Annotated in this window: 9 protein-coding genes; 8 read left to right on the top strand and 1 reads right to left on the bottom strand. The window is 39.2% G+C overall.

What is annotated here, in order from left to right; genetic code table 11:
* Positions 1 to 229: 229 nt before the first annotated feature.
* Positions 230 to 436: a DUF1657 domain-containing protein gene (locus tag V7150_RS02280; RefSeq protein ID WP_335513217.1), complete on the bottom strand. Its 207-nt coding sequence runs from the start codon at positions 434 to 436 to the stop codon at positions 230 to 232.
* Between the two features lie 899 nt (positions 437 to 1335).
* On the opposite strand from V7150_RS02280, the gene V7150_RS02275 reads away from it, so the two are divergent.
* The 8 genes from V7150_RS02275 to V7150_RS02240 all read left to right on the top strand — a co-directional run bounded on the left by V7150_RS02275 (position 1336) and on the right by V7150_RS02240 (position 15467).
* On the top strand, positions 1336 to 1488 hold the full coding sequence (locus tag V7150_RS02275; protein ID WP_335513214.1) for a tyrosine-type recombinase/integrase: 153 nt from the start codon (positions 1336 to 1338) through the stop codon (positions 1486 to 1488).
* A 620-nt stretch (positions 1489 to 2108) separates the two neighbouring features.
* Entirely contained in the window at positions 2109 to 3659 is a 1551-nt protein-coding gene (locus V7150_RS02270) for a response regulator transcription factor (protein WP_335513212.1), read from the top strand.
* 19 nt (positions 3660 to 3678) lie between these two features.
* Positions 3679 to 5451: a sensor histidine kinase gene (locus V7150_RS02265; protein WP_335513209.1), complete on the top strand. Its 1773-nt coding sequence runs from the start codon at positions 3679 to 3681 to the stop codon at positions 5449 to 5451.
* 180 nt (positions 5452 to 5631) lie between these two features.
* Positions 5632 to 6921 (top strand): ABC transporter substrate-binding protein, encoded by a 1290-nt coding sequence (locus V7150_RS02260; RefSeq protein WP_335513207.1) that lies wholly within the window; start codon positions 5632 to 5634, stop codon positions 6919 to 6921.
* A 193-nt stretch (positions 6922 to 7114) separates the two neighbouring features.
* Positions 7115 to 8011, top strand: a complete 897-nt coding sequence (locus V7150_RS02255; protein WP_335513227.1) for a carbohydrate ABC transporter permease — start codon at positions 7115 to 7117, stop codon at positions 8009 to 8011.
* Positions 8004 to 8828, top strand: a complete 825-nt coding sequence (locus V7150_RS02250) for a carbohydrate ABC transporter permease (RefSeq protein ID WP_335513205.1) — start codon at positions 8004 to 8006, stop codon at positions 8826 to 8828. Before V7150_RS02255 ends, V7150_RS02250 begins: the two co-directional genes overlap by 8 nt.
* A 40-nt stretch (positions 8829 to 8868) precedes the next feature.
* On the top strand, positions 8869 to 11904 hold the full coding sequence (locus tag V7150_RS02245; RefSeq protein ID WP_335513203.1) for a glycoside hydrolase family 2 TIM barrel-domain containing protein: 3036 nt from the start codon (positions 8869 to 8871) through the stop codon (positions 11902 to 11904).
* A gap of 347 nt (positions 11905 to 12251) precedes the next feature.
* Positions 12252 to 15467, top strand: a complete 3216-nt coding sequence (locus tag V7150_RS02240; protein WP_335513201.1) for a glycoside hydrolase — start codon at positions 12252 to 12254, stop codon at positions 15465 to 15467.
* The last annotated feature ends 53 nt before the right edge of the window (positions 15468 to 15520 follow it).

The following is a 15520-nucleotide window of genomic DNA, read 5'->3' as shown; positions in this document are numbered from 1 at the left end:
ATGGATGGCTAACGGGTGCGATGCTTCAATAAAGAAGGATCGTTTTTTTCTTATTCAAGTAACTGGCAGGATAGTGGAATAGGAAATGTAATTAGAAACAATGTATTTTTACCCTTAAAAAATAAAAAAACCACTCAAGTAATTAAGTGGTCAAAGGCGAAGGAGGAGGGTGTTACCTCCTTTGATAAATTTATGCCCGTTCTTAATAATAAGAACAAACACTAATATTTTATTGTTGATTGTACTGAGGTTCTTCACTTTGAATTTCTTGAAGACGTGGTTCAAGGCTATCTAGAACTGTTTTTGTTTGTTGTGCAGCTTGTTGATAAAGTTGCTTTGCGTTATGGTTGTCAGTTGCTAAAGCAAAGGTTTCAAAGCTTGCCTGTGCACTTTTTAAGCTTGCTAAAACTGTTTGAACGTCTTTTCCAACTGTCATTTAAAGACCTCTTTTCGCAATAAAATTGAATTACAAAAGTAGTATGCGGAAAATATTTTAGCTTATGTATTGGATATTTACCAATTTCAACCTAATACAAAACCATCCTAAAAAGGATGGTTAAGGAAAATGAACAAGATTTTACTTCTCTATATCTTATGTTGCTCTGACTAAATGTATCTAGGTAATAATCTATTTTCCCCATAATTTTGTAACATTAAGTGGTACTATAACTCGTCCATTTATTTGTTTGTGAATTAAAGGGGTTTTAAAAGGTTCATAATTATTCTCGATATCTTTATCAGAACAACGTGCACGTACATTAACTCCTAGAATGTTTTGAATATAATTATTGTACGTCATTTTTTTCTCCTTCTTTTATTTGGTTGTAATTATTATCTTTTCTTGTGTCAATAAAAATTCAATAAAATTTGTGCACAATAAGAATAAAATACGTAATAATAGCTTATCCTTGTTCAACTAACAGGGCGATAGTTGAAGATCCAGCTGCTTCGGCAGCTTTTCCTGGTTAGACTAACAAAGCAGATTGTGAAGAATTGTACTTAAAGTAACGGGTGCTAGAGTTTAACAAAGAGTCGTAGCAGCGACTCTTTTTCTTGTTCCACTCCCTCAGTTTAATAGATTTTTCTTACGAATGCTCGCTTATTCGCAGGATTTCATACCACTTTGTATCGGCATAACGGATGAATTAAAAGAGTCATGACAGTTTTAGTTAAATGAGGGCATGAGGAAATAGAGGATTAGTCTGAAATCCCATATACTTCCATAATCATGCACGCATTCTCCACACTGTCCTTGGAGGCTTTCCCTCCCATGTCTCAACGGGTCTCAGCCCTTTCATTCCTTCGTCATGCCTATCCAAGGGGTGGAGGCCGGTTTTGCTAACGGAACGGGTCGGTACGTTTGCGGCCAATCTAGCCAAAAGGGGGATGCCGATCCACTGTATTCAAACCCTTTTAGGGCATGAAGAACCCCAACAAACCCGATTATACAGTGATGCCCGGAAGGAAATGTACGATGAGTACATGTGAGAAGGGTGATATAAAGCCGGAAGGATCAAAAATGAAAATGAGTTCTAAAACTTGTCCTCTTCCTCTATACATCTAGTAAGAATGGAAAAGTGGAAAAATGTCCATAGGCTAAAGCCCAAAATGAGGGAAAGGAAAGGAAGAGAATGGAGTATATCAATCCGTTATTTAGTGAACAAAAGATAATAAAAAAAGAACAGACGTTGCCGAGTCCAACCCATACAACTCGAAAAATAAGGGGCGACAAAAAACATAATATTAATTAACCTGAAAGTGTTAATAATGAAAAAATGCCCAAATACCTTGATACGAAAGGGATTTGGGCATTTTTTTTTGTCGCATGAACCAGGCAAAACCAATATAAACCTGAATTATGTCGAGTGATGGTGATGATTAGTAAATAAGTAAGATAGGATAATGGTGTCAGTACTAACATGGGCAAATGTCTGTGTGTACTTGACACCTTTAGTTTGTTACAAGAGACATTAAGGTACTGATGTTATTTTACATTTGCTTCTATTTTATTTTGTTTGTGATAGAGTGGAAATATATTCAGTACCATTTCAAAATGAATATTATGTTATAAAATTATTATATCTATCTTGATCTTAGGGGGATTTACGTTGGCAGTCGGTGAATTATGCAGAATACTAATCGTAGACGATGAAATATTAATTAGGCAGGGGATTAAGCACTATATTGATTGGGAGCAGGAAGGGTTTTTAATCGTAGGTGAAGCTTCGAATGGTCAAGAAGCGCTTGAAATAATAGAGGCTGCCAAACCGCATATTATTATGACGGATATCGTGATGCCCATAATGGATGGGGAAGAATTAACGAAAATTGTAAAAGAAAGATATCCACAAATTGAAATTATTATTCTGAGCAGTTTTGGAGAATTTGACTATGTACGGTCCACCTTCCAAAGTGGTGTTGTTGATTATATCTTAAAGCCAAAGCTCGATGCACAAGGACTTTTAAAAGTCTTAAAGACTGCCGCCAGCAAAATTCCGGCATTACAGAATATCGAAAAAGAGGGATGCGCTCAGCTCTCAATCGACCAAATAATCAATAAGTTAATTGCTGGTTATGAGGTCAATTATGAGTTAGATTCACTTTCCAACTTGGTCCCATATAGCCATTATTTATTATTGGGACTTGACTTAAAGAGACATCCATCTAAAGATAGTGCCGAATTTACAACAGCGCTTAAAGAAAAAGTGGAACAGGAAATTGATTTTATTTTGGGAGAGACAGCGTACTATTCTTTTATATTCGATCAAAATGTAATCGTATACATTCTAAATATGAACAGGGAGAAAAGGGAAGACGTTATACCCTTTGCTAAACAATTAGCTGAATGCGAGCTAGGTATTGGATTCGTCCTGACAGAGGAATTTGAAGATTTCTCACAGATAGGAAGTATCTATAAAACAAGTCTTCTAAAGCTATTAAGCTATCGATTTTATCTCTCTTATCAACCATTATTATTAAAACAGGATTTGCCTGAGCAGCCTCCAACCTGTAACAGCTTTAATTTGGACTGGTTTACTAGTGAATTGAAGCGAAAACACTTTAATTCGGCTTTCCAGTATTTGCAGGATCATGTTACTACATTATCAAGGTGTTATACGACCGATATTTCTGAATATAAAGCTTTTTTTGGGAACATAATTTTTAACATCACGATTCTTCTTGGAAATATGGATTATGATGTGAAGGAATTGGAAGGCAGTAAGTATACGTATTTTAATTCTATTGATGAAGCATGTACAGCAGAAGAGACAGTCCAACTATTGAAATGTTTTATCGAAGAGGTAAATAAATGCTTAATGGCGCAGCCAAATCAGCTTGATAATATAAATATGAGGAAGCTGCTGGAGTATATTATGGACCATTATGCAGAGCCGCTTACCCTGACAGAGGTAGCGAAACATTTCCACTTTAATCCTTCCTATCTATCAAGTTATTTTTCGACTCATAATAAGGAAGGGTTTATTGAATATTTAAATAAAATCAGGATTGAGGAAGCAACTAAACTGTTAATTCTCGAAGACATAAGTATCTCCGAAATCAGCGGGATGGTTGGTTATTCGGATCACAGTTATTTCTGTAAGGTTTTTAAGAAAATAAAGGGATTATCTCCGAGTCAATATAAAAGAAAACAAATTTAAGATAAGAGTTGGTACAGATATGAAATTAATTCCTGATCGCTTTAAGCATAACGGCTTGTTTATAGTCATGTTCTTCATTACAGTCATGATCATTATTACAGTTTCCGTCACCATCACCTGGACGACCATTCGCATGTCAGAACAATTTTTTATCGAAAAGTTTAGCATTACCAACTCTAAAGTGATGAGTCAGGTAAAAGGAAGTTTTGAGTCGCTAAATTATTCAGTCGTCATCGCATCAAATAAACTCCTTCAAAGCGGAAATATAAAACAAATGCTGACAGAAGAGGCATCCAATACAGAGAAAATGAGCTCTATTTATAGTATGACTCAGCAGATGAAGCATGTTAAATCTATATTAGATGCCTATGAAATCGAAATTGTTGTTGCGGGAAGAAATGGAGTTAATTATGTAACTGAACGTAATTTCTGGCCGATATCAGATGAAGAATTGAAAATGAGTGCCATTACCGAGAATACATTGAAGGAACCAAAAAGGCTCATGTATCAATATGATCAACGTAGGAATAAGACCACAGGACTAGAGGGGAGCAATGTGATTGTTGCTTCCAAAGCATTCATGGACCGGATATCTGGGAGTGTTTACGGATCTATGTATTTTGCTATCAAAGAAAGCGAATTTAGAAAACTGTATTCAAGTTATACAAATCCCGGGAATGATGTGTTCATATTGGACAAGAATGGTTCCATTGTTTCAAGCAATCAAGCTAAACTGATTGGGAAAAAAGCAGAAAATCTTCTTAGCTATACGGCAAAACTAAATGACAATCCCCATAAATACATCATTGATAACTTTAGGGGTAAAGATCAGATTATTTTTATGGAATATCTACCATCCTTTGATATGTATCTGTTCAATGTGATTGACAAACAGAAAGCAGTCGGCGATTTAATTAACAAAAAGCAAATTGTCCTTATCTGTATTGCAATCGTTTTTGCTGCACTGATTATTGTGTTTCTCGCATCAAGGAGATTGACGAATTCCTTATCGAGGTTGGTAAAGCAAATTGCCAATGCCCCGAAGTATGACTTTGATAAGTATGTTTCTGAAACGGGTACTTATGAAACAAGACAAATCGGCAATGCCTTTAACACCATGCTCGATGAGCTTCATGATTATGTAGATAAACTGGTGATAGCGCAAAAGCAGCAGCGTAATGCAGAACTAGCTGCCCTGCAGCAGCAAATTAACCCCCACTTCCTTTATAATACCTTAACCTCCATTAAATTCATGGTACAACAGGGCGGGAAAGAAGATGCGGAAGCTACCATCAATGCGTTGATATCGTTGTTGCAAAATACAATTGGCAATGTCAATGAAACTGTTACGGTGAAGCAGGAAGTAGAAACTTTAAAAAATTATGTATTTATTAATCAAAAGCGATACGGAGATCGTATAAAAGTGAACTATTTCGTAGCACCTGATTGTATCGACCTCCCAATCCCAAAACTAATCCTTCAGCCATTTATAGAGAATTCATTCTTTCATGGTTTTAATCGTAAGCCTGAGGGATATATTAATGTTCTTATTTGGCAGGAGAGTGAAAACCTGATTTGTGAAGTGGTGGATAATGGTGATGGAATGGAAGTCTCTTCAGATAGTAAATTTCCTAGTACAAAGCGGAAACAGCAACATTTTTCAGGTATCGGTGTTCGAAATGTAAATGAACGTATCCAGCTTATTTATGGTGACCCATATGGTGTAATCATATCAAGTGAACTTGGTGAGGGGACAAAGGTTCGAATCGAACTTCCCAATAAGAATATATAAAAATTTTCACAAAATCTAAAAATAATCCAAACCAAACAATTGGAAGCGCCTTCAACTTATAAAAATATTACAATCAATTAAAAATATCGTCCTAACCGTTACATTCTAGCAGGTGATAACATAATACTTGTAAGTCGGGCAGCGCTTACAAAAATAATATAAATACTTGGGGGAATATCAATGAAAAAAATACTAGCACTCTTTTTGGTTAGTATCTTAATGCTAACTGCCTGTTCTTCTGGATCAAAAGAGAAAGATACTTCCAGCAAGGCAAAAGATACAAAAGAAATAACGGTTTGGGCATGGGACCCGAATTTTAATATTAAGGCAATGAATCTAGCAAAAGACGCCTATAAATCAGAAAATCCAGATCTTAAGATCAAGATCGTCGAAAATGCCCAAGATGATATCGTTCAAAAGCTTAACACCAGCCTAAGCTCAGGTACCACTAAAGGGTTACCGAACATCGTATTAATTGAAGATTATCGTGCGCAAAGTTTCCTAAAAGCCTATCCGGACATGTTTCAAGAACTAACGGATTCTTTTAATGCAGACGATTTTGCACAGTATAAAATGGCTCCAACCAGCCTAGATGGAAAGAACTATGGAATTCCGTTCGATACAGGAGCAGCTGGGTTGTACGTTCGAACAGATTACTTAGAAAAAGCAGGATATAAAGTAGAGGATTTACAAAATATCGATTGGAACAAGTACATCGAGATTGGGAAAAAGGTGAACGAAGCAACAGGCAAACAAATGCTCACACTGGATCCGAAGGATCTAGGCCTTATTCGGATGATGATTCAATCAAGCGGTTCTTGGTATTTAAAGAAAGACGGCACAACACCTGACCTAGCAAACAATGCTGCACTTAAGGAAGCATTCAAAACGTATAAAGAATTATTAGATGCTAATTTAGTGAAACCTGTTTCTGACTGGAGTCAGTTTTTAGCAGGCTTTAATAAAGGTGATGTTGCCACTGTTCCAACAGGTAACTGGATTACACCTTCCATCAAGGCCGAAGCATCACAATCAGGCAAATGGGCAGTCGTTCCAATGCCAAAACAATCCGGTATTGAAGGTTCTGTGAATGCAACCAACTTAGGCGGAAGTTCTTGGTATGTACTTAACGTACCAGGCAAAGATAAAGCAGCTGACTTCCTTGCAAAGACATTCGGTTCCAACTCTGATTTCTATCAAACCTTAAATAAGGAAATGGGCGCTATCGGTACGTACAAACCAGCGGCAGCAGGTGAAGCTTATAAAGCTGCAGACGATTTTTTTGGCGGCCAAAAAGTGGTTGAAGATTTCTCTAAATGGACAGAAAAGATTCCTCAAGTAAACTATGGGATGCATACGTATGCGATTGAAGACATTTTAGCAGTCGGAATGCAAGACTACCTAAAAGGTAAAGATTTAGACAAAGTGTTAGAAGATGCCCAAAAGCAAGCAGAAGAACAAATTAAATAACATAACGAGTTAAAAAAGAACACATCAAATCAATATTTATAAGAAAATAAGCCTCGGAATTTCGCCGGCTTCTCCCATTCGGTTTAACGGAGTAATCTGATGTGTCAGGCGAAGTTCTGAGGCTCATTTCTTTTACTAACAATGTGTGGAGTTGACAATTGTGATAACAGCTAAAGTAAAACATAGCCAGAGTCTGCAAACCGCAAAATCAGGCCGGAAAATTCGAGCAAAAAACGCTGTCATTGGCTGGTCCTTTGTTCTAGTCGCTGCCTTGATGATCAGTTTATTTTATTTCTACCCAATGATTCAGGCGCTTATTATGTCTTTTCAAACAGGGAATGGTGCAAATCTAACATTTACCGGCTTCGATAATTATGTGCGTTTATTTAAGGATCCAACCTTCCTCACTACAGTAAAAAATACGGTGATCTATTTAATTATTCAAGTGCCAATAATGATTTTGCTAGCGCTGTTTCTTTCTGTTTTATTAAACAATAAATCGTTGAAGCTAAAGGGATTATTTCGAACTGCTATTTTTTTACCATGCGTAACCTCTCTTGTTGCCTATTCCGTCATCTTCAAATATTTGTTTGGTCAAGATGGCATTATTAATATCATGTTAATGAAGGTTTCACTTATTTCGGAGCCTATTCAATGGCTAACAGATCCTTTTTGGGCCAAAATTGCGATTATTATAGCTATCACTTGGCGCTGGACTGGGTATAACATGATATTCTATTTATCCGCTCTGCAAAATGTTGATGAATCCATCTATGAAGCAGCAAAAATCGATGGTGCGTCACCGGTTCAACAATTTTTCAAAATCACGATCCCAATGTTGAAGCCTATTATTTTGTTTACCTCAATTACCTCAACGATTGGTACGCTTCAGCTATTTGATGAAGTTATGAATATTACAAAGGGTGGGCCTGGAAATGCGACGATGACGATTTCTCAGTACATTTACAATTTATCGTTTAAATATACCCCTGATTTTGGCTATGCCGCCACTGTTTCTTATGCCATCGTCATTATGATCGTTATCTTCTCTATCATTCAGTTTAAAGTAGCAGGTGATAAAAATGAGTAACCTTAAACGAATATTCAGCTATACAGTCCTTATCATTGCATCCATTGTTTCTATTTTTCCATTTCTATGGATGATAGTAAGCTCGACAAATAAATCTATTGATGTGACGAAGGGGAAGTTATTGCCGGGCAGTCATTTTATCGAAAACCTTCATAATCTGCTGGACACGGTTGATCTTGTACCTGCATTAATAAATTCAGCGAAGATCTCGATTATCACAACCATTCTTGGTTTGCTGATTGCCTCATTAGCTGGCTATGGATTTGAAATTTTTAGAAGTAAGTCTAAGGACTTTGTGTTCAACTTCTTGCTGCTTTCCATGATGATTCCTTTTGCAGCATTAATGGTACCGTTATTTAGAATGTTTGGAAACATTTCTCAAAAACTGCCGATGATTGGGATTGATACACTGTCAGCAGTCATATTACCGACGGTTACAACTGCTTTTCTTATCTTTTTCTTTAGACAAAGCACAAAGATGTTCCCAAAGGAAATTCTAGAAGCAGGAAGAATTGATGGCTTATCGGAGTTAGGTTTATTCCTCCGGATTTATGTTCCCACAATGAAAACAACCTATGCAGCAGGGGCTATCATAACGTTCATGGCCAGCTGGAATAGTTATTTGTGGCCGCTTGTTATTTTGCAATCACCTGAGAAGCAGACAATTCCCCTGCTTATCTCCAACCTCGGATCAAGCTACTCACCCGACTTTGGAATGAATATGACAGCCATTGTGATTGCAACCCTGCCAGTTGCGCTCATTTTCTTCATCATGCAAAAGCATTTTGTTGCTGGTATGATGGGTTCCGTGAAATAGTTCGGTTGAAAAAGTAAGCAGATAGGATGTGTAAGAGAGTATGACAAAGGTTCCAAGTATTAATTGGTTATCAGACGTAAATGTATTTGCTGTTAATCGTCTTCCTGCTCATTCCGATCACGTTTATTACCAGACGGTGGAGGAGGCAAATAGTGCTGCTCCAATGAGGTTACGGCATGAATTGAACGGTGATTGGAAATTTACCTATAGCATTAATCCAGACAATCGTCCGGAACAATTTTTTCAACTTGATTTCAATTGCTCAGGCTGGGGAGATATTTGCGTGCCAGGGCATATTCAGCTTCAGGGGTATGGAAAACCGCAATATGTAAACACCATGTACCCATGGGATGGTCATAATGAAATCAGACCGCCAGAGATTCCAAAGGATCATAATTCTGTAGGAAGCTATGTGAAAATGTTTACTGTTCCAGCACATATGAAACATAAACCAGTATATATTTCCTTTCAAGGCGTAGAGTCTGCTTTTTATGTATGGTTAAACGGTGAGTTCGTCGGCTATAGTGAGGACTCCTTCACTCCGGCAGAGTTTGAGCTTACTCCATTTCTCATAGATGGGGAGAATAAGCTGGCCGTTGAGGTTTATCAACGGAGCACGGGCAGCTGGCTTGAGGACCAAGATTTCTGGCGCTTTTCTGGTATTTTCAGGGATGTCTATCTCTACACGGTACCGGAGATTCATGTCTTTGATGCACATGTTCGTGCAGAACTGGACGCCTCTTATAAGCAAGGAACTCTACAAGCAGACCTTAAATTTTTACCAGCTGATTCAGTCCCTTCAAAAATCATGGCTGAGTTGTTCGATGCTAAAGGAAGGTTAATAGCGAAAAAGGATGCTGTTCTAGGTGATGGAATATGCACATTTTCGATTCCAGTCGATACTCCAGAATTATGGAGTGCCGAAAATCCTAATTTGTATAAGCTATTTATTCATGTTTATAACGAGTCCGGTAGTTTGGTAGAGGTTATTCCACAAAAGGTTGGATTTAGAAGATTTGAGCTTGTTGATAAGGTTATGCGCCTCAATGGTGAACGTATCGTTTTTAAGGGTGTAAACCGTCATGAATTCAATTGCCGAAGAGGCCGCGCGATTACGAAAGAAGACATGCTTTGGGATATTAAAACACTGAAACAGAATAACATCAACGCAGTCCGTACTTCGCATTATCCGAACCAGAGCTATTGGTACGATTTATGTGATGAATATGGCATATATGTCATCGATGAAATGAATTTGGAAACACATGGGTCGTGGCAAAAGATGGGCGCGGTCGAGCCCTCCTGGAACATTCCGGGCAATAAGCCGGAATGGCAGGATATTGTCATGGACAGAGCTATTTCGATGTATGAGCGGGATAAGAACCATCCGTCCATTTTGATTTGGTCATGTGGGAACGAATCATACGCAGGCGAAGTGATTCTAAACGTTTCTAAATATTTTAAAGAAGTGGACCCTAGCCGTCTTGTTCATTACGAGGGCGTATTCCATAACCGTGACTATAACGAAACCAGTGATATGGAAAGCCGGATGTATGCGAAGCCTGCTGATATTGAAAAATATTTAAGCGAGAATCCGGAGAAACCGTACATCAGCTGCGAGTATATGCATGCAATGGGCAATTCACTGGGCGGCATGTATAAATACACGGATTTAGAGCGGAAATATCCGATGTATCAAGGCGGCTTTATCTGGGATTATATCGATCAATCGATGATCAAGAAGGACCGATATGGAAAAGAATTTTTAGCATACGGCGGCGACTTCGATGACCGTCCGACGGATTACGGCTTCTGTACGAATGGCATTGTGTATGCAAATCGAGAGTTATCGCCAAAAATGCAGGAAGTCAAATACCTGTATCAAAACTTCAAGCTGGAGCCGGATCAAACTGGAGTGACGGTGATAAACGACAGTCTTTTCACCGATACCTCCGATTATGATATGGAATACATTCTGTTCCGGGAGGGCAAGGAATTGGCTCGTGGCATCATTAATATGGTGGTTGCGCCTATGAGTGAGGGAAGAGCGGAATTTGAGCTGCCTGCTGATATTGTTAGAGATTCGGGCGAGTATTGTATTCATGCCTTCTTTAAATTGAAGGAGAACACACTTTGGGCAGATGCCGGATATGAAATTGCCTTTGGACAGTACGTGTTTCAGGTAAAAGGGACAGAAAAGCCCGCACCAATTCCTGGAACTTTAAGAGTGGCAGAAGGTGATGTCAATATTGGTGTCCATGGCCTCGATTTCTCCATCATGTTCTCGAAACAAGCCGGAAGCTTAGTATCGTTGAATTATGCTGGAAAAGAAATAATTGCTCTTCCTCCTGCACCATTGTTCTGGAGAGCGACAACGGATAATGACCGCGGCTTTTCTCAAGACTTCCATTCGGGGCTTTGGTATGCTGCCAGCCTGGCACGGAAATGTGTTGGGGTTGAGGTGAAGGAAGGTGATGAACAGGTTTGCGTCACTTTTACCTATAAATTAGCCATTAGCTCGGAAGTGGAAGTGAAGATCAATTACACTGTCTTATCCGATGGAAGCGTTCGTGTTAAATCGGTTTATCATGGAGCCGCGAATCTTCCGCAGATGCCGATTTTTGCCGTGTCCTTCAAGGTTCCAGCTGATTATGACCAACTGGAATGGTATGCGATGGGGCCGGAAGAGAATTATTCCGATCGCTGTAAGGGAGCAAGACTAGGTCTCTTTAAAAACCAAGTTTCCGATAATTTATCTGGTTACGTCATGCCGCAAGAGTCAGGCAATCGTACCGGAGTACGCAGGGCCAGTCTAACGAACCGTGATGGTCAGGGAATTAGGATTTCTTCTGTTTCAGAGCCGCTTGCCTGCAATTTTTCACCTTATACAGCATTCGAGCTTGAAAATGCAGGGCATCATTACGAGCTGCCAAATGTCCACTATACGGTCGTAACGATTGCAGGCAAGCAGATGGGCGTCGGCGGGGATGACAGCTGGGGTGCGCCTGTTCACGATGAACACCTCATTCATGCAGACCAGGATATGGAATTTGAGTTTATGATTCAGCGGATTTAAGTAGTTCAAACCGATAATGACTAGTAAAGAGTTAAAACTGGACTCTTTACTAGATTAGTATGTTATTAAAATAGAATAAACCTTACCTTAGTATAGTATTTTGAAAAAGGTTGATAAATGCTCCATTGATAGATTGACCATTTTTTAGAATGGATTTTGGAGTGAACTCTGTATTTAGGGGTGATGACATGATCTGAATAATTACATTACTGTTCCCGTAATGCCCGGAATTATGGACAACAGCCAAGGAAATGAATGATTTAGAATCATCCACCTTTGAGTAAACATCGAATTCCTTAACTGTCTGGAAATGTACCTTAAAACTATTGAAGGGAAGGATTTGCTTTATGTTACCAAAGAGGTTTGGTAGAAAAATATTTGCGTATTGCATGATCGTATTACTCGTTATGGGGGTTGTTTCACCCGCTATATCTAAAAAGACTTTTGCTGAGGAAAATTCTGTTGAAGTCAATTCTAATATAGAGACTATCAAATTAGACCCAAGCTATCAGCATGAGCCACTTGATGGATGGGGAACGGCACTGGTCTGGTTTGCAAATGTTACAGGGGGTTGGCCAGATGAACTTAGAAACCAGCTGGCAGATGATCTCTTCGGGGAAGATGGGTTGAATTTTAATATTGCCCGCTATAATATTGGCGGTGGTGATTCACCAGAGACTAAGCCATATATGCGTAAAGGCGGGGCTGTTCCTGGCTACTGGAATCGGCCGGCAGAATTTGGTCCTCCAGAAGGAAATCCAGAAGGTTGGAAGGAACAGGAAAATTGGTGGGATCCAGAAAATCCAGATCACTGGAATTGGAATGCGGATGCAAATCAACGGTGGTGGCTTGAGGCTGCTAAATCAAGGGGTGCAGACACGTTTGAAGCCTTCTCCAATTCTGCTCCATATTTTATGACTAGAAGTGGCTATGTTTCAGGGAACACTAAGCCTGGGGAGGAAAATTTGAAGGCTGACCAGTTCGGAAATTTTGCTTCATACTTAACAACAGTCGTTGATCATTTACAAAAAGATCTAGACATTGAATTTAAAACGCTTTCACCGATTAATGAACCGTCAGGCTTTTGGAAGGCACTGGACAGACAGGAAGGCTCCAACTGGCCAGTGGCAGCACAGGCAAAAATCATTAACGAGGTGAAAAAGCAGTTAGCTGAAAAACAACTTAATACAGTAGTTTCTGCAATGGACGAATCTACTCCGCAAGGGTTTATAAGTGATTGGGACCAATATAATGCTGAAACACGTGCCAATATTACGGGATTAAATGTCCATACGTACTGGCCAGAACATCAAATTGGCGTGCGGGATATTGCCAAATCATCTGGCAAGAGGCTGTGGATGTCAGAGGTAGATCTCAGTCCTGGAGGCATCGGACAAAATCATGCCGATATTCGAACAGGTCTTGGCCTATCTGAACGAATTACCAGCGATATTCAAAAGCTTGAACCGGAGGCATGGGTTCTATGGCAGGCAATTGAAGATGAAGTCAATATGAATCCAGAACACGAAAATGGAAACTGGGGACTAATCCAAGTTGACTTTGACCCTAAGGATTTCAGCAAGGTGAAAATTTATAAAAATAAAAAATACTATGCAATGGGGAACTATAGTAAATTTATCCGTCCGGGTTCTCAGGTCATCAATTCAAACAGCAGCAGTACATTAGCAGCCATCAATAAACAGGATGAATCGCTTGTCTTAGTTTATACAAACAGCACGACAGAGGAAAAGGAGCTGAACTTTGACTTATCAGGATTTGGAACTGTAAAAGATGACGCAGAAGCTGTTCCTTATGTAACGTCAGCAACGGATAATATTGCAAAGGGATCTGCTATTAAAATTTCGGATAAGAAGCTATCAGCTGTCGTTAAACCTCAATCAATTACCACTTTTGTAGTTTCAAAAGTATCCGGTGTTGCCCCTAATCAAAGTGTTGTCGATTCCGATGCAGACTACAATATTATTAATAAAAACAGCGGGAAGGTACTAGACATCGCCCAGGATCAAGCAGCGATTGTACAAAAAACGAAGGTTCAGGATAAAGATAATCAGAGCTGGAGAATTCAAAAAGTAACGTATGGTAACAGCAACAAGGAGATTTATCAAATTGTCCATCCGGCAAGCGGCAAGGTACTTGGTATCGAAAACGGTTCGGCCATTTTGCAGAAGGATGAGGATCAGCCAAGTCAAAAATGGATTCTATCAACCTATGGAAATGGAGAATATACATTTGTCAATGTACAAGATGGCAAACTGCTTGAGATAGGCGGACAATCCAAAGCGGAGGATGCCCGGGCAACGGCATGGCAGCCGAATGCCGGAAATAATCAGGTATGGAAGCTGGTTAAAGCGGGAATTACCAAGATTGAACCGGTAGAGGTTGTTGTACCAAAGAAAAAAACGGCACCAGTTCTGCCTAATGAAGTAATGGCCGAATACGGTGATGGGAATCGAGTTTTAAAAGGTGTCGTTTGGAATGAAATCTCTCCAGCTCTCTATGATCGAGAAAATGTCTTTACTGTTGAAGGTAAGGTAGAAGGCACAAAAATAAAGGCCATTGCAACGGTAATTGTTTCTAAGATTGAGAGCATCGAGCCTGTCAAAGTGAAAACGACTCCAGGCGTAGCACCAATTTTACCAAAAGAAGCAACAGCCAAATTAACGAACGGTTCTAGTGGTAAGGTGGCCATTCTATGGGATGAGATCAATCCTTCACTTTATGCTGAGCTAGGGAAATTTACCGTAAGAGGAAAAATACCTGACAGCCCAGTTAAAGCATTTGTGCAAGTGCAAGTTACAAAGCCGGCGTTACAAAACCATGCCTTACGAAATCCAGTTAACGAGTTCCCAAAAGCAACTGCTTCCTTCACGGGAATGTACGACAGTGCCGCAAACATAAATGATGGAATTATCTCAAGTGTCCGCTGGACGAACTGGGATCCAAACAATTGGAGAAAAGAAGACTGGGTTGCGGTTGATTTTGGCAAAGAAGAGACCGTTTCAAAAGTGGATTTCCATTTTTATGACGATGGCAGCAAGACAAGGCCAGCAGAATCATTTATTCTGCAATATTGGGATGGCGGTACTTGGGTAGATATTAATGGAACGCAAACCGATGTTAAAGCTAAAAAAGAGATCAGTCTTACGTTTGAGCCAATCACTACTTCGAAAATAAGGGCTGTTATGCAGGCGATGCCAAATACTTGTATTGCTATATCTGAATTAATGGTATGGGGAGTTGAAAAGACATCAGTTCCTAGTGTTGGCGAAGATGCATCGCTAGAAAGTATCTTAATAAATGGGCAATCGCTTAAAGCTTTTAAAGGAGATACTTTTGACTATCAAGTTGAAATGAACGGCCGGGTGCATAAGGAATTAAATATGGAGGCAGTTACAAGCGATATTTTTGCTGATGCTCAAATCAAGCTGCCGGATTCCCTGCCTGGTAAAGCCATTATTACCGTAACATCTGAAGATCGTAAACATAAGGAAACCTATACGATAGAATTTGTTAATGAAGATGGGATCTTATTAAAAAAATAAATAAATAGTATTAACGCCAAAATGGGGGGCTTTTGATAAGCCCCCTGTTTAAA

The sequence above is a fragment of the Neobacillus drentensis genome (assembly GCF_036965245.1).
Lineage (GTDB): Bacteria > Bacillota > Bacilli > Bacillales > Cytobacillaceae > Neobacillus > Neobacillus drentensis_G.
The sequence above is the reverse complement of the archived record's forward strand: the minus strand, read 5'-3'. Positions and strand labels throughout refer to the sequence as shown.